The 26,230-nt window shown below is 67.2% G+C and carries 28 protein-coding genes; 13 read left to right on the forward strand and 15 right to left on the reverse strand.

All coding sequences use genetic code 11. From position 1 onward, the window contains the following. Window positions 1–47 precede the first annotated feature (47 nt). The 9 genes from DBZ45_RS20425 to DBZ45_RS20465 form a co-directional block, all read right to left on the reverse strand. Window positions 48–1,319 carry an MFS transporter gene (locus tag DBZ45_RS20425; RefSeq protein WP_317616971.1) on the reverse strand — a complete coding sequence of 424 codons (1,272 nt, stop codon included), beginning with the start codon at window positions 1,317–1,319 and terminating at the stop codon, window positions 48–50. Continuing rightward, window positions 1,316–1,861 carry a TetR/AcrR family transcriptional regulator gene (locus DBZ45_RS20430; RefSeq protein ID WP_111905655.1) on the reverse strand — a complete coding sequence of 182 codons (546 nt, stop codon included), beginning with the start codon at window positions 1,859–1,861 and terminating at the stop codon, window positions 1,316–1,318. The genes DBZ45_RS20425 and DBZ45_RS20430 overlap by 4 nt, the downstream gene beginning before the upstream one ends. Next, window positions 1,858–2,439: a sugar O-acetyltransferase gene (locus DBZ45_RS20435; RefSeq protein WP_111905656.1), complete on the reverse strand. Its 582-nt coding sequence runs from the start codon at window positions 2,437–2,439 to the stop codon at window positions 1,858–1,860. The genes DBZ45_RS20430 and DBZ45_RS20435 overlap by 4 nt, the downstream gene beginning before the upstream one ends. An 89-nt stretch (window positions 2,440–2,528) precedes the next feature. After that, complete coding sequence (arfA, locus tag DBZ45_RS20440; protein WP_111905657.1) at window positions 2,529–4,067, reverse strand: arabinosylfuranosidase ArfA; 1,539 nt, start codon at window positions 4,065–4,067, stop codon at window positions 2,529–2,531. Window positions 4,068–4,130: 63 nt separating this feature from the next. Next, the gene (locus DBZ45_RS20445) at window positions 4,131–5,027 is read right to left on the reverse strand and encodes a carbohydrate ABC transporter permease (protein WP_111905658.1); all 897 of its coding nucleotides are present in this window, start codon (window positions 5,025–5,027) and stop codon (window positions 4,131–4,133) included. Between the two features lie 2 nt (window positions 5,028–5,029). After that, complete coding sequence (locus DBZ45_RS20450; protein ID WP_223257192.1) at window positions 5,030–6,022, reverse strand: carbohydrate ABC transporter permease; 993 nt, start codon at window positions 6,020–6,022, stop codon at window positions 5,030–5,032. A gap of 61 nt (window positions 6,023–6,083) precedes the next feature. Then, on the reverse strand, window positions 6,084–7,433 hold the full coding sequence (locus DBZ45_RS20455) for an ABC transporter substrate-binding protein (protein ID WP_190243211.1): 1,350 nt from the start codon (window positions 7,431–7,433) through the stop codon (window positions 6,084–6,086). A 183-nt stretch (window positions 7,434–7,616) separates the two neighbouring features. Next, entirely contained in the window at window positions 7,617–8,618 is a 1,002-nt protein-coding gene (locus DBZ45_RS20460; protein WP_111905659.1) for a LacI family DNA-binding transcriptional regulator, read from the reverse strand. A 42-nt stretch (window positions 8,619–8,660) separates the two neighbouring features. Continuing rightward, a complete protein-coding gene (locus DBZ45_RS20465) occupies window positions 8,661–9,884 on the reverse strand; it encodes a YncE family protein (RefSeq protein WP_111905660.1) in 1,224 nt (407 codons plus the stop codon). 118 nt (window positions 9,885–10,002) lie between these two features. On the opposite strand from DBZ45_RS20465, the gene DBZ45_RS20470 reads away from it, so the two are divergent. From DBZ45_RS20470 to DBZ45_RS23350, 3 genes are read left to right on the forward strand one after another with little or no spacing between them, the layout of a single operon-like run. Next, the gene (locus DBZ45_RS20470; RefSeq protein WP_111905661.1) at window positions 10,003–10,647 is read left to right on the forward strand and encodes a VOC family protein; all 645 of its coding nucleotides are present in this window, start codon (window positions 10,003–10,005) and stop codon (window positions 10,645–10,647) included. Window positions 10,648–10,681: 34 nt separating this feature from the next. Further along, window positions 10,682–11,188 carry an NmrA family NAD(P)-binding protein gene (locus DBZ45_RS23345; protein WP_223257193.1) on the forward strand — a complete coding sequence of 169 codons (507 nt, stop codon included), beginning with the start codon at window positions 10,682–10,684 and terminating at the stop codon, window positions 11,186–11,188. 41 nt (window positions 11,189–11,229) lie between these two features. Beyond that, window positions 11,230–11,592: a hypothetical protein gene (locus DBZ45_RS23350; protein ID WP_223257194.1), complete on the forward strand. Its 363-nt coding sequence runs from the start codon at window positions 11,230–11,232 to the stop codon at window positions 11,590–11,592. 61 nt (window positions 11,593–11,653) lie between these two features. On the opposite strand, the gene DBZ45_RS20480 is transcribed toward DBZ45_RS23350, so the two are convergent. Beyond that, window positions 11,654–12,439: an alpha/beta fold hydrolase gene (locus DBZ45_RS20480; RefSeq protein ID WP_223257195.1), complete on the reverse strand. Its 786-nt coding sequence runs from the start codon at window positions 12,437–12,439 to the stop codon at window positions 11,654–11,656. A gap of 94 nt (window positions 12,440–12,533) precedes the next feature. Between DBZ45_RS20480 and DBZ45_RS20485 the strand changes: the two genes are divergently transcribed. The 6 genes from DBZ45_RS20485 to DBZ45_RS20510 all read left to right on the forward strand — a co-directional run bounded on the left by DBZ45_RS20485 (window position 12,534) and on the right by DBZ45_RS20510 (window position 19,253). Continuing rightward, window positions 12,534–13,469 (forward strand): alpha/beta fold hydrolase, encoded by a 936-nt coding sequence (locus DBZ45_RS20485; RefSeq protein WP_111905662.1) that lies wholly within the window; start codon window positions 12,534–12,536, stop codon window positions 13,467–13,469. A gap of 117 nt (window positions 13,470–13,586) precedes the next feature. Beyond that, window positions 13,587–15,161, forward strand: a complete 1,575-nt coding sequence (locus tag DBZ45_RS20490; protein WP_111905663.1) for an alkaline phosphatase D family protein — start codon at window positions 13,587–13,589, stop codon at window positions 15,159–15,161. Window positions 15,162–15,163: 2 nt separating this feature from the next. Then, window positions 15,164–16,834 (forward strand): phosphodiester glycosidase family protein, encoded by a 1,671-nt coding sequence (locus tag DBZ45_RS20495; RefSeq protein ID WP_111905664.1) that lies wholly within the window; start codon window positions 15,164–15,166, stop codon window positions 16,832–16,834. A 36-nt stretch (window positions 16,835–16,870) separates the two neighbouring features. After that, window positions 16,871–17,959, forward strand: a complete 1,089-nt coding sequence (locus DBZ45_RS20500) for a glycerophosphodiester phosphodiesterase (protein ID WP_111905665.1) — start codon at window positions 16,871–16,873, stop codon at window positions 17,957–17,959. 161 nt (window positions 17,960–18,120) lie between these two features. Beyond that, complete coding sequence (locus tag DBZ45_RS20505) at window positions 18,121–18,537, forward strand: SRPBCC family protein (protein WP_190243212.1); 417 nt, start codon at window positions 18,121–18,123, stop codon at window positions 18,535–18,537. Window positions 18,538–18,566: 29 nt separating this feature from the next. Next, window positions 18,567–19,253 (forward strand): helicase associated domain-containing protein, encoded by a 687-nt coding sequence (locus tag DBZ45_RS20510; protein ID WP_146617545.1) that lies wholly within the window; start codon window positions 18,567–18,569, stop codon window positions 19,251–19,253. Window positions 19,254–19,303: 50 nt separating this feature from the next. On the opposite strand, the gene DBZ45_RS20515 is transcribed toward DBZ45_RS20510, so the two are convergent. The 5 genes from DBZ45_RS20515 to DBZ45_RS20535 form a co-directional block, all read right to left on the reverse strand. Next, on the reverse strand, window positions 19,304–19,816 hold the full coding sequence (locus DBZ45_RS20515; protein WP_111905668.1) for a universal stress protein: 513 nt from the start codon (window positions 19,814–19,816) through the stop codon (window positions 19,304–19,306). A gap of 17 nt (window positions 19,817–19,833) precedes the next feature. Beyond that, window positions 19,834–20,238, reverse strand: coding sequence for a VOC family protein (locus DBZ45_RS20520; protein ID WP_111905669.1), 405 nt, complete (start codon window positions 20,236–20,238; stop codon window positions 19,834–19,836). Between the two features lie 57 nt (window positions 20,239–20,295). Continuing rightward, on the reverse strand, window positions 20,296–20,553 hold the full coding sequence (locus DBZ45_RS20525) for a hypothetical protein (protein WP_146617546.1): 258 nt from the start codon (window positions 20,551–20,553) through the stop codon (window positions 20,296–20,298). Window positions 20,554–20,630: 77 nt separating this feature from the next. Next, on the reverse strand, window positions 20,631–21,515 hold the full coding sequence (locus DBZ45_RS20530) for an aminoglycoside phosphotransferase family protein (protein ID WP_111905671.1): 885 nt from the start codon (window positions 21,513–21,515) through the stop codon (window positions 20,631–20,633). Between the two features lie 20 nt (window positions 21,516–21,535). Beyond that, window positions 21,536–22,333 (reverse strand): IclR family transcriptional regulator, encoded by a 798-nt coding sequence (locus DBZ45_RS20535; protein ID WP_111905672.1) that lies wholly within the window; start codon window positions 22,331–22,333, stop codon window positions 21,536–21,538. A 121-nt stretch (window positions 22,334–22,454) separates the two neighbouring features. Between DBZ45_RS20535 and DBZ45_RS20540 the strand changes: the two genes are divergently transcribed. The 4 genes from DBZ45_RS20540 to DBZ45_RS20555 all read left to right on the forward strand — a co-directional run bounded on the left by DBZ45_RS20540 (window position 22,455) and on the right by DBZ45_RS20555 (window position 26,217). Then, window positions 22,455–22,958: a tripartite tricarboxylate transporter TctB family protein gene (locus tag DBZ45_RS20540; RefSeq protein ID WP_111905719.1), complete on the forward strand. Its 504-nt coding sequence runs from the start codon at window positions 22,455–22,457 to the stop codon at window positions 22,956–22,958. Between the two features lie 2 nt (window positions 22,959–22,960). Then, window positions 22,961–24,460 carry a tripartite tricarboxylate transporter permease gene (locus DBZ45_RS20545; RefSeq protein ID WP_111905673.1) on the forward strand — a complete coding sequence of 500 codons (1,500 nt, stop codon included), beginning with the start codon at window positions 22,961–22,963 and terminating at the stop codon, window positions 24,458–24,460. Between the two features lie 57 nt (window positions 24,461–24,517). Continuing rightward, window positions 24,518–25,519 carry a tripartite tricarboxylate transporter substrate binding protein gene (locus DBZ45_RS20550; RefSeq protein WP_111905674.1) on the forward strand — a complete coding sequence of 334 codons (1,002 nt, stop codon included), beginning with the start codon at window positions 24,518–24,520 and terminating at the stop codon, window positions 25,517–25,519. 71 nt (window positions 25,520–25,590) lie between these two features. Further along, entirely contained in the window at window positions 25,591–26,217 is a 627-nt protein-coding gene (locus tag DBZ45_RS20555; protein WP_111905675.1) for an RraA family protein, read from the forward strand. The last annotated feature ends 13 nt before the right edge of the window (window positions 26,218–26,230 follow it).

Raw genomic sequence — 26,230 nt, forward strand, 5'->3', positions numbered from 1 at the left:
CAGCGCGAACTGGCAGCTAATGCCCGCAAAATCCAATTTTGGGGTCATTACATGCCAGTTCGACGGGGTAAGTCCGCCATTCGTTTGGCCAGCACCGCCGACAGCGTCAGAACCAGGAGTCCGGCCAGCGGCACCACGAAGAGGCCGGCGCGCAGGCTGGCGGCATCCGCGATGGCGCCCACGACGGGCGGGGACACCAGGAAGCCCACGCGCATCAGCCAGCTGACCATGGTGAGCCCGGTTCCGGGCCGCAGCCCGGGTAGTTCGTCCGCGGCGTGCATGGCCGCGGGAACGAGCGTTGCCACGCCGAGGCCGGCGGCCGCGAAGCCGAGAATCGTTCCCGGGATGCTCGGAACGGCCAGGGCGGTACCCATGCCGACGGCGGCGATGATCCCGCCGGCTCGCGCAACCGTCCGCTGGCCGAAGCGGTCCACGAGCCGGTCACCCATCAGGCGGCCTACGAACTGCGCGGCCGTCAGCGCCACGAAGCCGAACCCTGCGAGTGTGGTGGCCGCGCCGAGGCTGTCGCTGAGGTAGATGGCGGACCACGAACTGCCGGCATCCTCCACCAAAGCCCCAGCCGTTGCGATGAGCACCAGCGCAGCCAGGACCCCGTACTTGGCGACTGTTCCCCGGGCGGTGGACGGCTCCGAGCCAGGTGCCGCTGTCCCGTCCGCAGCATCAGCGGCGGCGAGCTCGCCGTCGTCGTCCGATTCCGGCCCGGCCAGGAGGAAGCGGCAGCAGCACAGCGTCAGCGCCGCGAACAGTGCGGCGGAGATGCTGAGGTGGATTCCGGGCGCAAGATCCAGGCCCGCCGCAGCGGCCCCCATCAGGCCGCCCAGCACGGCTCCGATGCTCCACACCGCGTGCAGCGAGTTGATGATGGAGCGCTGGTACAGCCGCTGGACACGCAGCCCGTGGGCGTTCTGGGCCACATCGGTGACGGCGTCCATCGCTCCGGCGAAGAACAACGCGGCGGCGAGCATCGCCCAGGACGGCGCCATGCCCGCGCACAGGATCCCGAGGCTGGTCAGGATGGTGCCCGCGACCGCGACCCGCGAGGACCGGAAGCGGCGGATCAACGCGCCCGACGCGAGCCCCGCAATCAGCGCACCCAGCGGGAAGGCCGCCACAGCAAGCCCGAACTGGGCGTTGCTCAGACCCAGCTCCGCCATGATGGTCGGGTACCGGGGCACCAGGTTGGCGAAGAGCGCTCCGTTGGTGAGGAAGAGGATGGCGACGGCGGCACGCGCCTTGCCGGGCCCGGCCGGGGCGGTGATCGCGGCGGCGGACGGCGCCGCGGTTGAAGAGTTGTTCACTGCGGAGTCACTATTCTGTTCACGGCGTCGCGAACGGTCTCAACGGACATGGGTTCCAGGGCCAGCGCCCGGTGGATGGAGAGGCCCTCAATCAGGGCGTCCAGCATCACCGTTGTGGCCGGATCGAAGTGCCGCTCCAGGGCGGCGCGGCTCCTGGCCATCCAGGTATCGGTCACCCGGCGCAGGTCCGGGCGGCGCGCGGCCAGGGCGTAGAGCTCGTAGGTGAGCAGGATGTTCCGGCGTTCCCCGAGCAGCTCCCCCGCGATGAGGCCCACCACGGCTTCCCGGGCCCCGTCCCGCCCGTGCGCTCCGGCCAGGGCCGCCTCGAACCCGTCCGCCGTGTCGTCGGCGAGCTTCGTGAAGGCGGCCGCGAACAGATCGTCGAGGCCCTTGAAATGGTAGGTCAGCGAGCCGAGGGGCACGTCCGCTGCCTCGGCGACTTTCCGGTGGGTGGTGGCGGCAACGCCGTGTTCGGCGATGACGTCCAGGGCCACCTCGATGAGCCGCCGCCGGCGGTTGGGGTCGTGGCGGCGCACGCTCATATGCTGCGGATGACGCGGGCGGGGTTGCCGACGGCGACGACGTTAGCCGGCACGTCCTTCGTCACCACGGCCCCGGCGCCGATCACCGAGTTCTCCCCCACGGCCACGCCGGGCAGGATGATCGCGCCTCCGCCGATCCAGACGTTGTTCCCGATGGTGATGGGCTGCGCTGCCTCGAGCTTGTCCCGGCGCGGACCGGGCTCCACGGGATGGGTGGGCGTTAGCAGCTGGACGTTGGGACCGATCTGCACGTCGTCGCCGATGGTGATGGGAGCAACGTCCAACGCCGTGAAGTTGAAGTTGATGAAGGTCCGGGCACCGATCCGGATGTACTTGCCGTAGTCGACAAACAGCGGCGGCCGGATGTCCGTGCCCTCGCCAACCGCGCCGAGGAGGTCGGCCAGGATCCGCTTCGCCTCATCCCGGTCCCCCGCCCACGTCCTGCCGTAGCGGTCAGCGAGCTCCATGCCGCGGGCGTTGTCGGCGGCGAGGTTCGGATCGTCGGCGATGTACAGGTCTCCGGCCTGCATCCGTTCCTGCATCGTCCTGCTGTCACCGGCAAAGTACTGCTCCACAATAAATCCCTCCGAAAGGCGTTATGTACAAACGTACATTCTTTGTGTACGGATGTACATAACGCCCTCCGAAGGTCCTGAGCGGGAAGGGATCACTTCTTCACCACGTCCAGCTCGACGACGGCCCAGGACAGCGCCGGCAGGCTCAGCCGGAGTTCGGAGCCGCTTGCCTTCGCGCCTTCGAGGGGCTTCAGGCCCACGCGGTCCGGGCTCTCCTGGGCGTTGATCGTGAAGCGGTCGCCGCCCTCCGGAATTTCCAGGACCTCGGCGCGGCGCACCTGGCGGGCATCGAAACCGCGCAGGGCAACCTCGACGTCGGCCGCCTCCTCCAGGCCGCGGTTGGCGAAGAACAGCGCCACCCTGCCCGTTTCCTCGTTCCACGTCGCACTGACGTCCACGAGGTCGGTGTCGCCGAACCGAGCATTACCGTACTTGTCGGAGTCGACGGACAGGCGCAGGATCTGACCTTTCGCCAGTTCGGCCATCCGGGCGAAGGGGTGGAAGATGGTCTGCCGCCAGGCCGGGCCGTTTTCCTCGCTGAAGATCGGCGCGATCACGTTGACCAACTGCGCCTGGTTGGCGATCTTGACCCGGTCGCCGTGGCGGAGCAGCGAGTTGAGCAGTGTGCCCACGACGACGGCGTCCGTCACGTTGTACTTGTCCTCAATGACCCGCGGGTGCTCGCGCCAGCCAGCCTTGGTCACGTTGTGCGGCTGGTCCTCGGTGTCGAGGCCCCGCTGGTACCAGACGTTCCATTCGTCGAAGGACAGGTTGATGTGCTTCTTGTGCTTGCCCTTGGCGCGGACGGCGTCGGCCGTGGCGATCACCGACTCGATGAAGTAGTCGGTGTCGACGGCGCTGGCCAGGAAGCTGCCGACGTCGCCGTCGTGCTCCTGGTAGTAGGCGTGCAGCGAGACGTAGTCCACTTCCTCGTAGGCGTGGGTCAGCACCGTCTGCTCCCAGGCCCCGAAGGTGGGCATGCCGGAGTTGGAGCTGCCGCAGGCCACCAGTTCGATGTCCTGGTCCACGAACCGCATCGCCTTGGCCGCCTCCTGGGCCAGCCGCCCGTATTCCTCGGCGGTCTTGTGGCCGATCTGCCACGGCCCGTCCATCTCGTTGCCGAGGCACCACAGCTTGATGTTGAACGGGTCCTTGTGCCCGTTCTTGGCGCGCAGGTCGGACAGGTAGGTGCCGCCGGGGTGGTTGGCGTACTCCACGATCTCGCGGGCCGCGTCCACTCCCCTGGTGCCCAGGTTGATGGCCTCCATGATTTCGGTGCCCGCCTGCCGGGACCAGTCGACGAACTCGTGCAGGCCGAAGGCGTTGGTTTCCAGGGTGTGCCAGGCGCCGTCGAGCCGCCGGGGGCGGTTTTCCCGGGGGCCGATGCCGTCCTCCCAGTTGTAGCCGGAGACGAAGTTGCCGCCGGGGTAACGGATGACGGTGGCGCCGAGCTCCTTGACGAGCTTGAGCACGTCCTGCCGGAAACCGTTCTCGTCGGCCTCCGGGTGGCCGGGCTCGTAGATGCCGGTGTAGACACAGCGGCCCATGTGCTCAACGAAGGAGCCGAAAAGGCGGCGGGGTACTTCCCCGATGGTGAAGTCGCGGTCGAGGGTGATCCTTGCGCGGGACATGTGGGGTATCTCCTTGGTTGTGGAACAGGTTCAGTGAGAGGAATGAAAAGCGAAGGTGCCGCGTCAGGTGCCGGCGAGTCCCGTCGTCGCAACGCCCTTGATGATCTGGCGCTGGAAAAACAGGAAGACGAGGATGAGCGGCAGCGCCGCGAGCAGTGCGGACGCCATGTTCTGCGCGTACTGGATGCCGTAGGCGCTCTTGATGGTCTGCAGCCCGACCGGCAGGGTCAGGATGGAGCCGTCGTTGGTGGAGATGAAGGGCCAGAGGAAGTTGTTCCAGGCGCCGATGAACACGAAGATCGCGACGGCGGCCAGGATGGGCCGTGAGAGCGGCAGGACGATCTGGGTGAAGATCCGCATCCGACTGGCGCCGTCCATCACCGCGGCCTCCTCGAGCTCGCGCGGGATCTGGTCGAAGAACTTCTTGAGCACGAACACCATGGCCGGGTGAATGACCTGCGGCAGGATGATGGCCCACGACGTGTCAATCATGTGCAGCGCCACCATCTGGTAGAACAGCGGGATGATCAGCACCGGCGGCGGAATGATGATGGAGGCGATGATCACCGTCATCAGCACTTTCTTGCCGCGGAAGTCGATGCGAGACAGGGCGTAGGCCACCAGCGCGGAGATAGCCAGCGTAATCGCGGTGATGGCAGCGGAGGTGTAGAGCGAGTTCCAGGTCCACAGCGGGATGTTGCCGTCCTGGAACACCTTGATGAACGCGTCGGCAGTAAAGCCCGACGGCGGGATCCAGCTTACTTTCGGCGCTGCGGCGTCCGTTTCGCTCTTGAAAGCGGTGACCGTGGCCCAGGCGAAGGGGATCAGCCACAGGACGGCGAGGATCGCGGCCACCGCCAGGACGGCGGCCCTGCCGGCGGTCATCTTCTTGCGGGGCTGGCGGAGATGTGTGGCGGACGTGCCGCGAAGGGCGGGACGGGTGAGGGTCTGGGTTGCCATGATTATGCACTCCTGCGGCGAGTGATGAAGAACTGCATGACCGAGACGGCCACGATCAGCCCGAAGAAGATGTAGGAGATGGCTGCGGAGTAGCCCAGCCGGTAGCCGGTGAACCCGGTTTCGAAGATGTACTGCACCACGGGCCGGGTGGAACCCGCGGGGCCGCCGGCCGTCATCTGGTACACCTGATCGAAAATCTTGAGCGAGGCCAGGATCTGCAGGAGCACGATCATCACGGTGGTGGGCGTCAGTTGCGGCAGGGTGATGGAGAAGAACTGCCGCCAGGCGCCGGCACCGTCCAGCGACGCAGCCTCGTAGTGCTGGGCGGGGATGTTCTGCATGGCGGCCAGGTACAGCAGGAAGTTGAACCCCACCGTCCACCACAGCGTGGCGATGACGATGGCCCACATGGCCACGTTCGGGTCGTTCAACCAGGCCACCTTGGGAAGCCCGATCTTCGCCAGCGAGTCATTGATCAGGCCCAGCTGCGGGTTGTACATCCAGGAGAAGAAGAGGGAGACCACTGTGGACGCGAGCAGGTACGGGGCGAAGTAGGAGAGCCGCCACAGCCACTGGGCCGGCAGCCCGACGTTGACCAGTGCTGCCATAACGAGGGCGACGAGTACCAGCGGAACCGTACTGATCACCGTGAAGTAGAGCGTGTTGCCGAGCGAGTGCCACATGTCGGCGTCGGCCAGCGCTTCGGCATAGTTGGCCAGGCCGATCAGGCTGTCATTCGCGCCAGTGAGGGACTTGCCGGTGAGGCTCATGTACACGCCGTACAGCAGCGGCCAGACGAGGAAGACCAGGAAGAAGGCCAAGAACGGGGCGGCGAAGCCCCAGCCGTTGAGGTTGTCCCGGGTCCGGCGGGGACAGGACTGCGATGCGTTGGGCCGGCCTGTCCCGGACGGTCTTTTGCGGGACGGGTTGCTGCGGAGCTGGCCGGGCAAGGACGGCGCCTGCTCAGCACTTTCGGATGTTGCTAAGGAACTCATTGGGGACTCCTTTGTCGCTCAGTGGTCTCAGATGCTCAGTGCTCTCAGATACTCAGTGGCCTCAGACCGGGTTGGGCCGGGAAAGAAGGGTGTTGGTGCGGCGGACAAAGGCGTCCCAGCCGTCGTCGGCCTTGTCGCGGCCGAGGAGTACGTTCTGCACGTTTTCCGCAAAGTACGTCTGCCAGTCGGAACCCGAGCCGCTGAACCAGGACTCGGGGTCATAGGCGATGATGTCCGCGGCGTTGGCGTAGTGGATCTGGGGCGTGAGATCCCGGTAGGCCTGAGACTGCACAATGGGCTTGTAGGCCGGGATGTGGCCGGCTTCGGCCCAGGACAGTGACCCCTTGAGGATGTCGCTGACGAACTTGTACACGTCGCGCCGTTTCCCGTCGTCGACGTTCAATTGGCGCGGCAGGACGAAGGAGTGCGAGTCCGCGTACGACGCCGGCGTCCCGTAGAGCGTGGGAATGGTGGCGGCGTCGACGGGCAGCTCGGCCTTCTTGAAGGTGGGGAGTTCCCAGACGCCGCTGAACAGCATCCCCGAACCGCCGCGGGCGAATTCGGCGATCCCGGTGCCGATGTCCCCGCTCTTTGCGGCGACGGTGTCATCGAAGAGCGAGGCCATGAATTCCAGGGATTCGACCGCGGCCTCCCGGTCGGCCTTCATCGGCTGGCCGGGCGTGAGTTCGATGTCGGCCCCGTGCTGCTTGTAGAGCGTGTAGAAGAGGCGCCACATCTGCGAACCGCTGCCCAGGTAGCCGAAGGACAGGCCGTGCGCCTGCGTCACCTTCTGCATCTCACGGGCCATGGCGAGGAAGTCCTGCGGGGAGCTCACCTCCTCCAGCTGGCCGTTGGCGGCGAGCAACCCTGCCTTGCCTGCGACGTCGGTGTTGTAAAACATGACGAAGGGGTGGGAATCCAACGCGATGGAGAACACCTGGCCGCCGTGCTGGCTCTTGTCCCAGATTCTCGGCGCGAAGCTCTCCGCCGTCACGCCGTACTCAGCCAGCAGGGACATGTCCCACGGGTCGATGAGCCCGCCCGGCGCGTACCCGGGGACCCGGCTCGCGTGCATGATGGCCAGTTCCGGCGGCCTGCCGCCCGCCGACGCCATGGCCAGCTTGGTGTAGTACGGCGGGCCCCAGGCCAGGACGGTCGGATGGACCTTGAAGCCGGGGTTGGCCCCGTTCGCCGCGCTGATCATGGCCTGCATCTTGATGCCGTCGCCGCCGGACAGCAGATGCCAGAACGCAATGTCCCGAACAGCCGCCGCGGAGGCGGTTCCGCCACAGCCCGTGAGTCCGGCGGCGGCAAGGACGCTGCCCAGGGCCGCGGTTCCTGCCAGTAACTGTCGCCGGGAAACCTGTCTGCCAGGCAACTGATTCCCCGCGAAAAAATCAAACTGCTTCACCCGTCACTCCTTTGGATGGGTCCGCTGAAAGTAATCCTTGTGGCACCGCGCCAGGCGTTCCGGTCCGCTGCATTTCGGGGCCCGGCAGAGGCTGGCGTGTGATGCAGGCCTCACATTACATCGTTGTAAAACCCGGCACAAGAGAAAATTGTTAGCGCCAACAATGTGATGGGGTGGTCTCGTTTAGGTGCCGGTGCTGTCCCGTTCCACAATCCTGTAATCCACGGTCACCACTTGCTGCTCGCTGGCACGGTCCGCCATCCGCGCGGTGAGGAGGCGCAGGGCCTCGCTGGCCACCAGGCGCTTGTCGAAGGAAACGGTGGTCAGCGACGGGACGGCATACTGCCCGTCGGCGATGTCGTCGAAGCCGGCCACCGCGATGTCCTCCGGAACCTTGATTCCGCGCTTCCACAGCACGCTGAGCGCGCCGATGGCCATGGAGTCGGTGAAGCAGAACAGCGCGTCCGGGAGCGGGTGCGCGTCCAGGTAGGAGGCGAGTGCGTCCGCAGCCGCCTGGGGCGTCCACTTCTCGCAGGGGATCAGCAGCGAGTCATCAGGATAAATGCCGAGTTCATCCAGCGCGGCCTGGTAGCCGCGGGTGCGCAGAACTGCCGCTGCCGAGTGCCGGCCTTCTGCAGTTCCCAGCACGGCGATGCGGCGACGGCCTGTCCGGGCGAGCGCGCGGGTCATGTCGCGGGCGGCGGCAACGCTGTCCACCCACACGCGGTCGGCCAGCTGCTGGGAGACCTCCCCCAGCAGGACCACCGGCGGCAGGGAGACGCCCACTTTAACGGCACTTTCATCGAGCACCACGGGGTTGAGGATCAGGCCGTCGACGAGGTTGGACCGCGCCCGGGACATGAGTTCGTATTCGCGCCCGGGATCGGAGCCGGTTTCCTCGATCTGGACGCTCCAGCCCTGTTCGTGGGCGACCTCCACCACGTGGTGCGCGATCTCCGCAGAGTAGGGCGTGGCCAGGTCCGGCAGCGCCAGGGCAATGACGCCGGACCTGCCGTTGCGCAGGCCCCGGGCGGAGAGGTTGGGCACGTAGTCGAGTTCGAGGATGGCCTGCTCCACCTTGAGCCGGGTGGATCCGCTGACCGGCACCACGCCGTTCATCACGTTCGACACAGTCTTGGGTGAAACTCCGGCACGGCGCGCGACGTCCTTGACGGTTGCGCGCACTGCTCCCCTTTCAACGACGGATGTGAACGATGTTACAGCCCGCTACCGCGCCTGGCTGGCGCCGGCAGCCAGTGCGGCCTTCCGGCGTCGGCCCTTCGCCAGCATCAAAGCAACGACGGCGACGACGGCGGCCGCCGCTCCGCCGGCCAGTGCGGGCAGGGCGTTCCAAGAGCCGGCGGCTGGCTGTGCCGCCGTTTCGGCGGCCGGGGTTGCGGCCGGTGCAGCCGCCGTCGGCTCCAGCGACGCAGGCGGCGCTGACGCCGTCGAACCCTGCGACGCCGCTGCCAAGGCTTCCGCGGAGTACCGGACCACCGCGCCGCCGGAGCCGGAGCCGGAGCCGGGGCTGATGACAATGACAGAGCCGTCGGGGGCCACCGCCAGGTGGCCGGGGCCGCCGTCGGTGGGGACGGAGCCCGCCACCTCCGTGGCCTGCGGACGGATCATGGACAGCTTCTGGTTCAGCAGGCTCGTCACGTACAGGGAGCCGTCCGGCGCAGCGGCGATGTCCTGCGGCCCGCCCTCGACGAAGATCCGCTCAGCCACGGTGCTGGCGCCCGGTTTGATGACGGCGACGTCATTGGACTTGATGTTGGCTACGTAAACGGTTCCGTCGGGTCCTGCCGCAATGCCGTGCGGTTCCTGGGACGTCCCGGTGTCCGAGACCAGTTCGATGGTCTTTGAGACGGTGTCCGCCCCGGCCTGGATCACAGAGACGGAGCCGGTGGTTTGGTTGGTCACAAACGCGGTTCCGTCCTTCCCTACCGCTATTTCCGACGGGCGCGCTCCCACTTTGATTGTCCGGTCCACTGCGGTGCCGTTCGGTGCAATGACGGAGACGGTGTTGCGCTCGGGGTTGGCCACGTACACCGTTCCATCTGGTCCGGCGGCAAGCGGGTGAAGCCCGGCGGAAACCGGGATGCTCCGTGCCATGGCTGCGTCCCCGGCCGGAATGACGCCGACCGCGCTCTGGTCCCCGTCTGCCATGGCCACATAAAGCGTGCCATCCGGACCGAGCGCGAGCCCGGTGGTGGAGTGGCCTCCCGTACTGATAGTGCGGCTAGCCCTGGTCGCACCGGCGGGAACCACGAAGACACCACCACCCTGGCCGTAATTGCCGAGGTAGGCCGTGCCGTCGGCAGCAATGGCCACCCGGACCGGGGTGCCGTAGATGGAGATGGCTTTCCCGGGCGCTGCCACGGCAGCCGCCGTCCCCAGGCACAGGAATGCCCCAACCATGGCGGTGATAGCGGCCCAGCGGTACTTCATGAAATTTTCCCCCAACAGATTCCCCAATAGCGCTTCGACGCGAAGCCAACCCAAGAAGCCTACTAGTCACCGGGACAGGCCCATTGACCGCCGGCAGCGGAGTCCCAATAGTGGGGGCATGGCAACAGGGATTTCCGATGCAGAGTTCTCATCCGCCGACGGTGTGGCTGAGTGGCGCGTGCTCTTCTGGGGTGCGAAAACCCTCTACGAGACGGGTGACTTCGCCACCGGCGCCAAGTTCGTTGCCGCGATCGCGGAGGTTGCCGAAACCCTCGGCCATGCCCCACTGGTGGACCTGCGGCCGGACACCGTCACGGTCCAGGTCATCACGCCGGGCGTCGGGCTGAGCGACCGGGACCTCGAGCTTGCCCGCAGCATCTCCCGCGTTGCGGACCGGCTGGGGCTGAAACCGGATCCGTCGGCCGTGCAGCACGTCCAGCTGGCGTTCGACGCCGAGGACCGGCCGGCCGTCATGGAGTTCTGGCGTGCCGCCCTGGGTTATGTCGCGGTCGGGGACGAGGACCTGATCGAACCCAACCTCATCGGGCCGCCCGCGTGGTTCCAGGACAAGAAGTTCGTCCCGCCGCGCAACCGCATCCACATGGATGTCTCGGTCCCGCATGACCAGGCGCAGGCGCGCATCGACGCAATCCTGGCCGCCGGCGGCCGCGTCCTGGGCGACCGCTATGCCCCCGCTTGGGTGTCCCTCATCGACCCGGAGGGCAACGTGGTGGACATTTGCACGTGGCAAGGACGGGACTGATGTCCCACCAACCACCAATCCGTGAGGAAGCACAATGAGCAACGAAGGTCCAGTACTCGTCGTCGGCGGCACCGGCATGCTTGGCGGCAAGGTAATCTCCGCGTTACAGGCGAACGGAAAGCAGGTGCGGGCTTTGGTCCGGCCCGGTTCAGACACTGCCGGGCTTCAGCGCGGCGGCGTGGAGGTTGTCCGCGGAGACATGATGGACCCGGAATCCCTGCTCCGCAGCATGCAGGGGGCTGACGCCGTCATCACCACGGCGGCCGGATACACCCGGCACCGCAAGGGTGACACCGCCGCCATTGACATCACCGGCAACGCCAACCTTGCCGACGCCGCCTCCCGCGCCGGCGTCCGCAGATTCGTGCTCACCAGCATCCTCACCTGCGACCAGACGCCAGGTGTCCCGCATTTCTGGCACAAGAGGCTCGCAGAAGACCGGCTGGAACAGCTGCAGGTGCCGTTCGTGGCGCTCCGGCCGGCGCCTTCCTGGACCAGGTCACCCGGTTCGGCGGTGACCCGATCGCGAAGCGACGGCTGACCTGGTTCGGCTCGGACCAGGTTCCGATGACCTTCGTGCTGATGTCCGATCTGGCTGGCTATCTCGCAGCCGCCGTCGACGCGGACGTGGCGCCCGGATCACGGATCGATATCGGCTGGGACCGCCCGGTGTCCATGCACCAAATTGCCGATATCGCCGGCCGCCTTCTCGGGGAGCGGATCAGCGTCCGCTCCATCCCCGCCGGCCTCCTGCGCACTGCCGGCAAGGTCCTCGGGCCTGCGGTTCCCCTGGCCCGCGACATGAGCGCCATGATCGACTGGTTCCAGACCGGCAAGTATGTCGCCGACACCACCCGCCAGCAGGAGGTCTTCGGTCCGCCGCCTACGGCGGATGATGCCGTGGCCAGGTTCCTGAGCAGCCTCGGACATACCGTCCGGAAATAGTTCCGCGGGCCGCCGTCGGGAACGGTCGACGGCGGGAGGTTCCCGACGTCGTCGTCCTGCCTTAGGCGTCCAAAAAGCGCTGTAGGAACGGGAGGGTCGCGAGCATCGGCTGCAGGTCGCCGTCGCTGGCGGCGAGTTCGCCGAGGTAGTCGCCGTGGCCGCCGGGCACGATCAAGAGCCGGCAACCGGGGATGGCGCGGGACATCCGCACGGCGTGCTCGGGGCCCATCACGTCCTGGTCGGCGCAGAGCACCAGGGTTGTCGCGGTGATCCCGGCGAGGTCCTGCTCGGACCAGCCGGGGAAGCTGACGATGCGCTGCCGGTCCAGCTCGAACAGCCGCTCAAGGTGCCCGGGTTCAGGGCTGAGGCTGCGGTCGGCGTCCTGGTACACGGCGGGCATGTTGTCGAGAGTGGCAGTTTTCATGCCCTCCCAGAACTCGTCGGGCACGGCGTCCCGGCTGAAGAACGTGGAGGCGGCGATGAGGCGGCGCACCCTGGCCGGGTGCTGCAGGGCCAGGGCGAGGGCGGTGTGGCCGCCGGCGCTGAAACCGAGCACGTCCACCGAATCCAGTTGCAGCTCGTCGAGGACCGCCAGGACGTCTCCGGCGGAATTCTCGGCCGTGAGGGGGCGATCGGTCGCGGTGGTGCGGCCGTGGCCTTCCTCGTCGACGGCGATCACCTGCCTCTGTGCGGCCAGCAACGGAATGAGGCTGGCGAAGTTCGTCTGGATGGTGGAGCCGCCGCCGGGGATGAGGAGCAGCGGCGTCTTGCCTAGTGCTGGCGGGCCGTGAACCTCGTAATACATGCGCAGGTCGCCGTTGGCCGCGTATCCATGGGTGAAACTCACAGGGCATCCTAACGCCCGGTGGCTTCGGGTGGGTAGGGTTCCCGTCCGGTCCTCCCCCGGCTCCGAATACCTTCCAGAGACCCAGGAGCAGCAGATGACCATCAGCATTCAGCAGGAAACCGCCCGCACCGGAGCACCCGCGCTACAGCGGCGCGTTGTTTCCACGGAGCTGGGTCTTGTCTCCGTGCGTGTCCAGCAGAGCGCCGGAGGTGTTCACGCGGCGCGCGGGTTCCCGGCGCGCTCGGCAGCGGAGGTCTACCTGCACGGTGCCGCGGGATCTTGGACCACCTTCCGGCCGCTGCTGTCCAAGGCGCCGGACACTGACCGCGTACTTATCGATCTGCCGGGCTGGGGTGCATCCACGGCGGGCGTCCGGCTGGAAGAGCTCAGCGTCGAAACGATGGCGCGCGCCGTCGTCGAGATACTGGATTCGCTCGGATACCAGCAGTGGAACCTGGTGGGCCATTCGATGGGAGGCTTCCTGGCATTGCACCTGGCCGCGAGGTGGCCGGAGCGCGCTGCCAGCGTCGCAGCCATTTCGGCCACCACGTTCGCCGTGTCCGAGGCGGCGCGGCGGCCGCTTCGGAGCCTCTCAAGATTCCCGCCGTTTGTCGGCATGCTGCTCACCATGCGCTCCATGGCAGCCTTCGGCCCGTCCGGGACGGCCGTGATACGGGCAGTCGGCACCACCCCGGTGATGGGACTGCTGATGTCACCGTTCTTCCGCGACCCGGCAGCTGTCCCCGGCCATGTGATCCGCGGGCTTGCGCTCGATGCCCGGCCCGCCAGCTTCGCCGCGGCTGTCCGGGGTGCCGGGGCCTACGACTTTGGCCAATGGCGCTCCATCCGCTGTCCGGTGCTGGCAACGCGCGGGGACAGTGACGTGTTCACGCCGCCGTCTGACCTGTTCCGGCTGGCCGCCGTCGTCCCGCACGTCCGGCTGGAGACCATCCCGCGTTGCGGCCACTTCGCCAACATTGAGCAGCCGGAGCATGTACAACGGCTGCTCGATGCCCTTCGATCTACGTGAGGTTCTCTATTACCAGAGCAGTTCAAGGTTGTGGACCTCACATTCCCGATTACCCCCCAGTAACGTTCGGGCCGCGTTCACCGGACATTCATGATCCGATCAGGTGCCCTTGCCTGAATGGACGGGACCATCCCCGTCACTGTTTCAGGAGACACCGTGTCCCGTTCCTTCACCACGTCCCGCCGCGGATTCCTCGCGGCAACCGGCGGCGCCGTCGCGGCTGCCGCCGTCTACGGCTTTTCCGCAGCCCCCGCCTGGGCGGATCCGCGTTTTCCGCAGAACCCCTTCACTCTGGGCATCGCCTCTGGCGACCCCACCCCGGACGGCATCGTGCTGTGGACCCGTCTGGCGCCTGAACCGCAGGCCGCCGACGGGATGGGCGGAATGCCGCCCTACCAGGTCCAGGTCAACTGGCAGGTTGCCACGGACCCGGGCTTCCGCAACGTGGTCAAGGCCGGCAGCGAGCGCGCCACACCCGAACTTGCCCACTCCGTGCACGCCGAGGTCAGCGGGCTGCGGCCGTCAGCAGACTACTGGTACCGCTTCCGCGTGGGCAACGAGGAAAGCCCGGTGGGTCACACGCGCACGGCCCCGGCCGCCGGCTCGGACCCCAGCCGCGTCACCTTTGGCCTGGCGTCCTGCCAGTCCTGGGCCGGCGGCCGCTACGCTGCGTACCGCACGATGGCCCAGGAGGATCTTGATCTCGTGGTGCACGTGGGCGACTACACCTACGAGGGCAGGAACCACGAATCCCTGGCCGATTTCCGCAACAACCACGCCAAGTACAAGAGCTCCGTGGACCTGCAGGCCGCGCACGCCAAATTCCCCTTCGTCGTGACGTTCGATGACCACGAGGTCGAGAACAACTGGGCCGACGGCATATCGCAGCCGGACAACGAGTCTTCCAATGATCCGGAGCGTTTCCTCCAACTGCGGGCCAACGCCTTCCAGGCCTACTACGAACACCTTCCGCTGCGCCGCCCGCAACGCCCGACGGGCCCGGACATGGTCCTGTACCGCCGGCTGGACTATGGGAACCTCGCCAGGTTCCACGTCCTGGACACCAGGCAGTACCGCTCGGACCAGCTGACTGAGAACTTCCCCGGCGGCCCGCAGCACCCGGACGTGTATGACCCTTCCCGCACGCTGATGGGCGGCGAGCAGGAGCAGTGGCTGTTCCAGGGGCTGGCTTCCTCGCCCGCCGGCTGGAACGTGATCGCCCAGCAGACGATGATGGCGCAGTACGACTACGACCCCGGTGAAACCCTGTCGGTCAACCACGACCAGTGGGACGGCTACGTGATCTCCCGCAACAGGCTCACGAACTTCATCGCCCAGCAGGCACCGGCCAACCCCGTCGTCCTCAGCGGAGACTGGCATGCCGCCTTCGCTAATGACCTCCTTCGCGACTACGCCAACCCGGCCTCGAAAGTGGTGGCCACCGAATTTGTCGGAACGTCGATCAGCTCAGGCTGCGGTTGGGCGCAGGCCATCAAGAACGGCCTGCCGGCGAACCCGCACACCCGCTATATCAACCCGGATAAGCGCGGCTGGACCCGCTGCACCGCGACGCCCGAGGGGTTCCGCAGCGACTACCTCGTGGTGGAATCCGCCGCCGATACGGTCTCGCCCGCCGTCGTCGATGCTTCCTTCAGGGTCCGGAACGGACACGCAGGGGCGGAGCGCATCTGACCATGCCCATCCTCAACCGCCGCCTCAGCAGGACCGCCATCGCCGCCCTGGCTTTGGGACTCCCCGTGGCCTGCCTCATCGTCCCCGCCGGTCCTTCCACCGCCGCGCAGTCGAACCCGGCCCACGAAGCCGTCGCGCCTGTGGCATCCGGCAACCTCGCCCTTGGCGCCGCAGACTTGCCCGAGCTGCGGACCGCAACCACCCTGGCGCCCGGCCTGACCCGGACATCGATCACCCGCGGGGCCCCCAACCCGAACCTGCAGTGGACCGCCGAGGTGGCCACCCCGTCGGTGTCCCCCGACCCCGACGCGCCCGCGTCAGCACTCTCCACTGAGGCGCAGGCCCGTTCGGTGGCCGGCAAGCTCCAGGCAGCAGGCATTCCCGCCCGCATCGAGCATGTCCGGTCCCCGCAGCTGGCCGATGCCGGCGGAGACCTCGGCTACCGGGTGCGCGTCGGGCAGTTCCCGGCCAAAGCCGACGGGTCCGCCACCGTCGCGGAGATCAAGGCCGCCGGCTACGCGTCCTCCGTGATCTACACCGGCTGGGACGGCGACGCTGGCACCAGCGATAACACCCGCGGACAGTGGAAGCTGGAGGTCCTCACCATTGATCCGAAGGTGTTCCGCGGAGACCTCACTTCCTCCTTTGGCCCGAACCTCCAGGACCGGGAAACCACCAGCCAGCTGGGATCCGCCGCGGGAGCCCTCGCCGCCGTGAACGGCGGCTACTTTGTGCTGGACCCGAAGGCCGGAGCCCCCGGCGACCCCGCCGGCACCGCAGTCCGGGACGGCAAGGTGCTCAGCGAACCTGTCGGCGACCGGCCCTCCCTGGTCATTGGCGCAAGGAACGGGAGTTCCATCCAGCGCCTGCACTGGGACGGCTCGGTTACCGCTCTTGGGAACGCCGGAAAACTGGCCCTGGACGGCATCAACCGCGTGCCCGGCCTGATCCGGAACTGCGGCGGCACCGACGATACCCCCACGTCCCTGCCGCTGCACGACTTCACCTGCAGGGACGCGGACGAGATTGTGGCCTTCACGTCCGAGTTCGGTTCCTCAACGCCGTCCGGCCCCGGGCTGGAGGTTGTTCTGGATGTCCAGGGGGTGGTCACAGCCGTCAACACCATCCGCGGCACAGCTGTCCCTGCCGGCGGGCACACCCTGCAGGCCATCGGCGCGGACGCGGACAGGCTCGCGGGTCTGGCCAAGGTGGGCTCCCGGCTGCAAGTCGCAACGGACCTCATCAACGGCGACGGCAAGCCCCTTAGGACCGGCGCCACCACCGACGTCGTCAACGGCGGTCCCGTGCTGGTCGAGAACGGCAGGGAACACGTGACGGCTGCCCGGGACGGCATGGTCCGCTCCGGCGACAGCAACAGTTTCTACTACGGCTGGGTACACAAGCGGAACCCGCGCACCATTGCCGGTGTCGACGCCGCAGGCCGCACGCTGCTGGTGACCGCCGACGGACGCCAAACAACGTCCCTTGGCCTGAGCATCAAGGAAGCGGCGGACGTTGCCCGCTCGCTCGGCATGGTCAGCGCCATCAACCTCGACGGCGGCGGGTCCACCACCATGGTCCAGGACGGCCAGGTTGTGAACTCGCCCTCCGATGCCACCGGTGAACGGCCGGTGGGCGACGCCCTGCTCCTTCTTCCCGGCCGCAGGTCCTGAAATTTTCCATCCCCTCACATCGACTGGAGAACAACCATGAAGTACACCAGGCTGCTGACCGCGGCTGCACTGTCCGCCGGACTGGCCCTGGGAACATCCCTCCCGGCCCAGGCAGCGGACACCAACCCCAACGGCGTGGACAACCACTTCGACCTGCAAGCACACCGCGGCGGACTCGGCCTCACGGTCGAATCAACCCTCGCTTCCTTTGCCAAGGGACTGCAGGTCGGCGTGAGCACCCTCGAGCTTGACCTGCAGATCACCAAGGACGGCCGTGAAGTCATCACGCACGACCGCAGGATCAGCGGCGAGAAATGCCAGGACACTGCCCCCGTCACCCCGGGGGACCCGCGGTACCCCTACGTCGGGAAGTACATCAAGGACCTCACCTTCGCCCAGGTCCGCAGCCTGGACTGCGGCTCGCGGACCCTGGCCAAGTTCCCCGGCCAGCAGGCCTCGCCCGGCGCCAAGATGCCCACCCTGGCCGAGGTCTTCGACCTGACGGAGCGTTACCGCGCCAGCCAGGTCAAGTTCAACATCGAGACCAAGGTCGAAGCAGGAGCGCCCGAGCAGACCGCGCCGCGGGAACAGTTCGTCGACGTCGCCCTGCGCGAAATCAAAGCCGCCGACATGCAGCACCGCGTCTCCATCGAGAGCTTCGACTGGGGCGCGCTGCGCCTGGTGAAGGAACGCGAACCCGGCATCCGGACCGTCGCCCTCACGAACAAGGACTTCCTGCAGGCCGGCCAGCCCGGCGCCTCACCGTGGCTGGGCGGCATCGACTCCGACGACTTCGGCGGCGACCTCGTGGACGCGGCTGCCTCGCTCGGCTTCGACGCCATCTCCCCGGTCCACGGCACACCCCAGGACGGAAAAGTCACCGACGCCGGCTACGTCCCCTACGTGACAGCTGACATGGTGAGCCGCGCCCATGCTAAGGGCATGCAGGTCATCCCGTGGACGGTGGACGACAAGCCGACGATGCGCGCACTGATGGACGCCGGGGTGGACGGCCTGATCACGGACTACCCGGACAGGCTCCGCGACGTCATGGCGGAACGGTCGCTGAAGCTACCCAAGCAATACACGCTGGAACCCCGAGCGTCGAGCGCCGCAACCAACTGACCCTAGTTCCAGCTGTTCAAGCGTTACAGCTGCTGAAAGGCCCTGTTCCGGTTCGCCGGGGGCAGGGCCTTTCGCATTCAGCCTCGTTGGTCAAGATGAATGTTGGATGAATGGTCTGGGAATCCCGGCCGGGCACAGGGTCCCGTGGCTATTCTTGGCCCATGGTTCTCCAAACATCCGAGGTGCTGATCAATGCACGGTTATCCACAGTGTGGGACGTGCTCACGGACTCGGGCAACATGGCCGTCTGGAACTCTGGTGTCACGGAAATCGAAGGGGACCTGCGGGACGGTGAAACGGTCCGCATCACCACATTGGGGCACGACCGTCCGGTCCGGGCACGGGTCCGGCAGGACACGGGCGAGGTCATGACCTGGACCTCCGAGTTGCCGATGCGGCTGCTCCGGGTCGTCCGTTCATTTAGCCTCATACCCGTCTCAGGACGGACCCTCCTGAAGGTAACCGTCGAAGCATCGGGCCTGCTCCTGCGCTGGTCCTCGCCTGCCACGCAACAGGATCTGGACGATTTCGTGGCCGCGGCCCGGCACCGCGCCGAACTGCTCGACAGGACGTCGTGACCGTGGCGGAGCAGCAACATGTCAGTCCTTTGAAGAGCCAAGCGAATGCGCATCCGGAGTGGACCCTGATGTACCGCAAGGGCCTGTCCAGGAAGAAAATCGCCGAACTGGCCCGGGTCAAGGTCTCGGCCGTCACGTCCCACGTCACGGCAGCCAAGGCCGCAGATCCCGGTCTGAAAGCCGAGCACCGGGCAGCAGTGGACGATGCCGCCAGGAACGCGGCGCCCGGCATCAAACGGCTATATCAGCTGCTCGCCATGGTCGAGGCGACGGGCCGTTTCCCTTCACGCAGCGCCGAGGACAAGGCGGAGCGGGAACTCGCCGAGTGGCTTCGGCGCCGCCGCCGTGATGCGGACGCCGGCATCCTGAATCCTGTCATCGGCGCAGGCCTGTCCGTCCTGCCCGACTGGCGGCGCAAGCCCCGCGAGGCCCGGGAAGATCAGCAATGGCAGGACCACCTGCAGCAGCTGGCCGCGTACACGGCCGCCGGACATCCTTGGCCCCGCGCCACTCCCGGCGTGACTGGGCTGGAAAAGGATCTCGGTGGGTGGCTACGCAGCCAGCGGTATAAGTTCCGCCACGGCGACCTCTCCCCCGCACGCTCAGATGCGCTGGACGCCGCTGTGCCAGGATGGCTCACCGGCCGCAAGGCAGCGGCAGAACCCTCCGACGACGACGTGGACCAGAGCAGGGCGGGAATGTTCCGTACGCGTTGAGGGGCCCCGCCCTGGACATTATCGGCACAGGTGTGACCTGATCTCCGGCGTCAGGGCCGGGACGACGCGGTTAGGGCCGGGACGACAATCACCAAACGGCGCTGGATCCGCGTAAGCCGGGCGGACACGGACGGCTCCAGCAGCCTGCTGAAGCTGGCACGGGCGCCGTAGCGCGGACCTCCGACGACGATGGCGGAGGCCCCGATGCTGTCGCCCAACCGAGCCAGGGCCTCCGGGACTGCACCGTTCAGCACGCGGAGGGACCAGGTTTCTCCGGGGCTGCCCAGGACCGCTTCCAGCACTGACCGCACCTCCGCTGCCGGGAACAGCGACTCCAGATTGGGCTGCGGGTCAATTGAGCCCGCCGTCCTCGTGCTTGCGGCATCGAATTCGGCCAGGTACCCGGACGGGTCCACGAACGCGCAGACAAGGTGCACGTCCAGGCCGTCCGCGAGTTCGGAAGCGCGCGCAATCAGCCGCTGCGGCGGCGCCCATGGCACGCCGACGATAAGGGGTCCGCGTGTCCACGCAGAGCCCTCGTCTCGGTCAAAGGGATCACCCATCGGATCACCCGATGCCGCTATGAAGTGGCGGGGTCCAGGTGCTCGCTCTTGACCTCCGGGTGTGTTGCGCCCTGGAGAACCCAGCGGTTGCCGTCCGGGTCGCTGAGGAAGGCGAACTGAACCCCGCCCATGTCTTGGACATCGCTGATGCCGGCGCCGCGCTCCAGCAGTTCGGAGCGCACCGCGTCAATGTCGGGGACGACGAGCTGCAGCCCCTCCAGGCTCCCCGGCGCCATACTGGTCATTCCGGTGCCGATGACGATCGAGGCGGCGGATCCCGGGGGCGTCAGCTGCACCACCCTCATGCCGGGGATGTGTTCCACATCGTGGTCCAGGACAAAGCCCAGCTTCTCCACGTAGAACGACTTCGCCGCGTCCACATCAGCGACCGGCACTTGCACAACTTCAAGGCGCATCTCCATGCGCCCACCCTACCGCCGCCCGGGCAGCGTATACGCTTATTTTCGTCCCTGACCGGCTCAGCTGGCGGACGGGAGTGCCGGCGGTTTCGACTCCGAACGACGCCTGGCAGCCTTGAGGCCACGCTTCCGTGCCAGAACAGCCCGCTTTGGGACGTGGCTCCTGTGGCTATCGCGCTCCTTCATCCTCAGCGCCTTTCTCTGCTGCCGCCAGGCCCGCCGCGCATCCCGGTTAATCCTGGAGAGCAGCAGCACCGGAACAGCGAGCCAAAGCAGCGCCACCGCGAACACCAATACGATCGACACCAGCGGTTCCATGCAACAAGTTTAGGGGCGTCCACCGTGAGTGGTAAGTAAACTTATCAATTCGTTATAGGGTGGCCCGTTAGCGCTGGTCACCGCCCCAGGACCTGCCGGAGTCCAAACTCCCCCACGGAGAACATCGGCGGGTTGTCGTCGGAGTTGCTGAGCATCGCGGTGGACAGGACGAGTGCCCAGCCGCGGGCGCGCATCCAGGTGTTCCGGTCCACTGCGGAGCCAAAGGCGCCGATGAAGCGCTGGCGGGCGCCGGCGTCGAACATCAACCATCCCGCCGCAAGGTCGACGGCGGGATCCCCGGCCCCCACATCGCCAAAGTCGATCACACCGGCCAGCGACCCGTCAGCGGCCAGCAGAACGTTGGCCGGATGCAGGTCCCCGTGGAGCATCATCGCCGGGCCGTCCCAGACGGGAGCTGCGCAGTACTGCGCCCATGCCGCCCCCAGCTCCGCCGACTGCGGGTAGCGGTCCCGGTCCGCTAGCCGCTCCAGCACCACCGCGTTCCGATCCATCAGCGGCACCCCGCGGACAGGATTCACCGGAACTCCCGTTTCGGCGGGCACGTGGAGCGCCTTGAGAAAGGCGGCCAGGCCGTCAACGGCCGGCGCGCGGTCCGCCGGTCCGGCGTCCACAGCGGCGGTGCCGGAGACATACCGGACTATGCTCCACGGCCAGGGAAAGTCCGACGCCGGCCGGCCGGCATGGACGGGCACAGGAACCGGAACCGGCGACCGGCGGGCGATGCCGGGAAGGTACCGCTGCTCGTGCACGATCAGCGGTACTGCCTCGGCCCGGCGGGGCAGCCGGACCGCCAGATCGTCACCGAGCCGGAAGGTCGCGTTGTCCCAGCCGTTGGCCACCCGCACCAGGGAGCGGCCGGCAAGGTCCGGCCGCTGGTCCCGGATGAGGGCATGGACGACGGCGGCACTCACCTCCACCGTGGCCGGCGGCATTCCTGCCATGGGACCTGCCTTTCTGTCCGTTAGTAGACGCTGCCCTCCAGCAGTTCAGCGAGCCGGGCTGCAGCGCGGCGAAGTTCCGGCACCCCTGCCTGGAGCCCCTCCTCGGTGGCCGCCTCCACCGGGCTGGTCAGGGCTACGGATTCGCTGGGCAGCCCTGACCTGCTGATTGCCATCGCCACCGAGAGCACTCCGGTGGCGCGCTCATCGGCCGAGTAGGCATAGTCGGTTCCCGGCTCGGGCAGGCGGGCCTTGAGCTCAGCCAGGCTGAAGCCGGCCTCTTCGTGCCCTGCTGCCACCGCCCCCTTCACCACCTCCTGGAGATGTTCGTCCGGCGCCCCGGCCAGCAGGATTTTGCCGGCGGCGCCGACGGTCAGGGGTAGCCGTTTGCCCAGCGGCATGTCATACCGCAGCGGGGCATCGCCGTCGACGCGGACCACCAGGATGCGCTCAAAACCCAGCCTGGTGTACAGGGACGCGGTCATTCCGGTCTGCGCCGCCACCTGCTGGAGCACCGGACGCGACACCGTGACCAGCGGATCGTTCTCGATGTAGCTGCGCGCCGCGGGCAGCACGGCCGGGCCGATCCGGTACGTCTTGTCGGTCTGACTGACCATGCCAAAATCCTGCAGCACGCGCAGGATCCGCAGGGTGGTGGGAAGGCTCATCCCGCAGTTCCGCGCCAGGTCGCTCAGCCGCTGGGGCCGGTCGGCCCGCTGGAGTTCGGCGAACACCTCCATGGCCCGCGACAGCGAACGCATGTTGGAGGGCTTGCCGCCATCGTCCGCTGCGGTGCCGGGCTGCGTATTGGTGACCGTCATTCTTTCATTCTATGTAACTTCTACGCGCCGCCACCCCGCTTGACAGCACCTGTGGGCCGTGTCACTATTTCTTCTGACGTAAGAGACTTTCATTCTATGAAAGCAATTGGAAGGCATTTTGATGACAACGGAGTCGACCATGACCCAGTCCCCCACCCGGGCGAGGCCAGCGCGCAGCGTCCTGGCCGGGATCGCCGCCGTCGGGGCACTGGGCGCCTACGTACTTGTCAGCTCGGTGGGCCTCGGCCTGTGGACCTCGCTGGGTCCCGGCCCCGGGCTGTTCCCGTTCGCCATGGGCGCGGTGCTCGCCGCAATGTCGGTCCTGTGGCTGCTTCAGGAGCTCAAGCGCCCCAGCACAACGGGTGAAGGGGCCGACGGCGGGCTGGTGCTCGCCGTCGTCGTCAGCCTTGTGCTGCTGGCAGCGCTGCTGGACCTGCTCGGCTTCCAGCTGAGCATGTTCCTCTTCCTGATGTACCACCTGAAGATCCGGGGGAAGCGGGGCTGGCTGTCCGCCCTCCTGACCGCCCTGGCCGGAAGCGTCGGCGCCTTCTACGCCTTCAACTACGGACTGAACGTGGCCCTGCCTGTCTCATCTATTCCCGTCCTGAACCTGATCGGACTCTAGACATGGACACCCTCAACGAACTGCTGAACGGCTTCGCGGCCGCGCTGACCTGGCAGAACCTCATCTTCGCGTTCCTGGGCTGCCTGCTGGGCACCGTGATCGGCGTCCTGCCGGGCATCGGCCCGGTGGCCGGCGTTGCCCTGCTCATCCCGCTCACGCTGAACATGGACCCGACCGGCTCGATCATCATGCTCTGTGCCATCTTCTACGGCACGGCGTACGGGGGAACCATCACCAGCGTGCTGCTGAACACCCCGGGTGAGGCGGCATCGGCCATCACCACCATCGACGGCCACGCGATGACAAAGATGGGCAAGGCCGGCGCGGCCCTGACCATCGCCGCCATCGGCTCCTTCGTCGGCGGCACCATCGCCACCCTCGGACTCGTCGCCGCCGCCAAGCCCCTGGGCGAACTCGGCCTGCTCGTCGGTCCCCCGGAGTTCTTCGCCCTGATGGTTGTCGGCATCTCCCTGCTCGTGGCGCTGGCCGGCAAATCGATGGTCAAGGCCCTGATCTCCGGAGCCCTGGGCCTGCTGATCTCGATGGTGGGCATCGACCCCGTCGCCGGCGCACCCCGCTTCACGTTCGGCATGGATCGGCTCCTGGACGGCGTGAGCTTCGTGGCCGTCATCGTCGGCGTCTTCGGCCTGTCCGAGATCCTGTCCTACCGCAAGGGCGAGTCGACCGTGGTGCACGCCCCCGGTTTCCGTTCGCTGCTGCCCACCCGGAACGAATGGCGCCGGAGCGCTCCTTCCATGGCCCGCGGAACCGGCATCGGCTTCGGCCTCGGCCTGATCCCCGGCATGACCGGCTCTGTCGCGTCCCTGCTCTCCTACGGCGCCGAGAAGAAGTTCTCCAAGCACCGCAACGAACTGGGAAAGGGCGCCGTCGAAGGCGTTGCCGGACCGGAAACGGCCAACAACGCGCACGCCAACGCCGCGCTCATCCCGCTGTTCACCCTGGGGATCCCCGCCTCGCCCACCATCGCCGTCCTCATGGGCGCCTTCCTCCAGCAGGGCCTGACGCCGGGACCGACGCTGTTCACGGAGCACTCCGAAATCGCCTGGGCCATCATCGCCAGCCTCTTCATCGGCAACCTCCTGCTGGTGCTGCTCAACGTCCCCCTGGTGGGTCTCTGGACCTCGATCCTGCGGGTCCCGGCTCCGATCCTGACCGCGCTGATCCTGCTGTTCATGGTCATCGGCGCCTACACCATCAACTTCAGCGTCTTCGACGTCTTCGTGATGATCGGCTTCGGCCTGCTGGGCCTGGCCCTTCGGCACCTGGAGATCCCGCTGGCCCCCATGGTCCTCACCCTGGTCCTGGGCCCGCTGATGGAGCGGTCGCTGCGCGAATCGCTGGAAATCTCCCAGGGTGACTTCAGCATCTTCCTCAACCGCCCCATCTCGGCCGTGCTCATCGCGCTGGGCCTCCTGATCATCTGCAGCCCGCTGCTGAAGCTCCGCAAGCCCAAGGCCCTGACCGACGACCCGGAAACCTAGACCCCCTCCCGCATTCCCCGCTAACCAACAAACAAACCTCTTCGAAGGAGAAGACACATGTCTCGCAAGAAAGTAACCGCGGCCCTTGCCGCAGCCGCCCTGCTCGCGCTCACGGGGTGCGGTGCCAACGCCGGCGCAACCTCCGCCGCCGGCGAAGACTTCCCCAAGAAGGGCAAGACGATCGACCTCGTCGTCGCATTCTCCTCGGGCGGGGCCGTGGATACCGCAGCCCGCCTGGTCCAGCCCGTGCTGGAGAAGGAACTCGGCACCAACGTCGAGGTCATCAACAAGCCCGGCGCCGGCGGCCAGATCGGCTACACCCAGCTGACCAGCGCCAAGCCCGACGGCTACACCATCGGCGCCACCGGTTCCCCGTCGGTCGTCGTGTCCCCGCTGGACCCGGCCCGCGGCGCGAAGTACACGCGCAGCAGCTTCCAGCCGCTGGGACGCCAGGTCATCGACCCGGCCGTCATCGCCGTCCAGCCGGACAGCCCGTACAAGACGCTGAAGGAACTGCTGGACGCGGCCAAGGCCAAGCCCAAGTCCATGACCGCCAGCGCCACCGGACTGCAGACCGGCGAGCACTTCGCCCTGGCCCAGATCCAGGAGACCACCGGCGCCGAATTCGCACCGGTCCACTTCTCCGAAGGCGCATCGCAGGCCACCACGGCATTCCTCGGCAAGCACGTCGACATCCTCGTGGCCAACGTCAGCGACGTCACCGACCTGACGAAGCAGAACAAGGCCCGGGTGCTGGGCATTATGACCGCCGAGCGGTCCCCGTCGCTTCCGGACGTCCCGACGTTCAAGGAAAGCGGTTACGACGTCGAAGCCGGTACCGCCCGCGGCTACTCCGCCCCCGCCGGCCTGCCGGACGCCGTCGCCAAGAAGCTCGAAGCCGCCCTCCAGAAAGCCATCGAGGACCCGGAGGTCGTCAAGAAGATGAACGACCTCGGCCTGCAGACCAGCTACCTCTCCGGCAAGGACTACGAGACGTTCTGGGCCGGGCAGGAGTCGGACTTCAAGAAGGTCCTGCCGATGGTGCAGAAAAAAGACTGAGTCCAGAAGAAGGACGAGCCCACACACACCGCCCGTTCCAGCCCACCAACACCATCAGGGAAGACACCGCCATGACCACCCCCGCCCTTCAGGACACCTCCTTTACCCGCCCGGACCAGGAACTGGTCGGCCGGCTGGCCAAGCTGCCTGCCGCGAACATCGGTGACGCGATGGACCGGCTGGGAGTTGCCGACTCCGCGATCCAGGCGATCTGGCCCGGGGCGAAAATCGCCGGGCCCGCCTTCACGGTCTGGACCCGCCCCGGGGACAACCAGGGCATCCACGAAGCTCTGAAACTGGCCAAGCCGGGAGATGTCATCGTGGTTTCCGGCGGCGGCGACGAGTCCCGCGCGCTCCTGGGCGAACTGATCGGCGAGCGCGCCATCAACCTCGGCATCGCCGGCTTCGCACTTGACGGTGCGGCACGCGATGCCGAGGCCCTCGGCGAGATCGGCATGCCGGTCTTCGCCCGGGCGGTCACCCCTGCAGGCCCGTACAAGAACGGGCCGCACCGCATTGGCGGTCCTGTCGCCTTCGGCGGCGTTCCCGTCCTGCCTGGCGACATCATCATCGGTGACTCCGACGGCGTCGTGGTAATCCCCTCGGAGCAAGCGGAGGCCGTGGCGGAAGCGGCCGAAGCGGTCTTCGCCGACGAAACCAACCGCCGGGCGTCCATCGTCGCCGCCCGCGGCCAGTAAGTAAGGAAACACA

Origin of the sequence: Arthrobacter globiformis, assembly GCF_003261175.1 — a bacterium.
Classification (GTDB): Bacteria; Actinomycetota; Actinomycetes; order Actinomycetales; family Micrococcaceae; genus Arthrobacter; species Arthrobacter globiformis_A.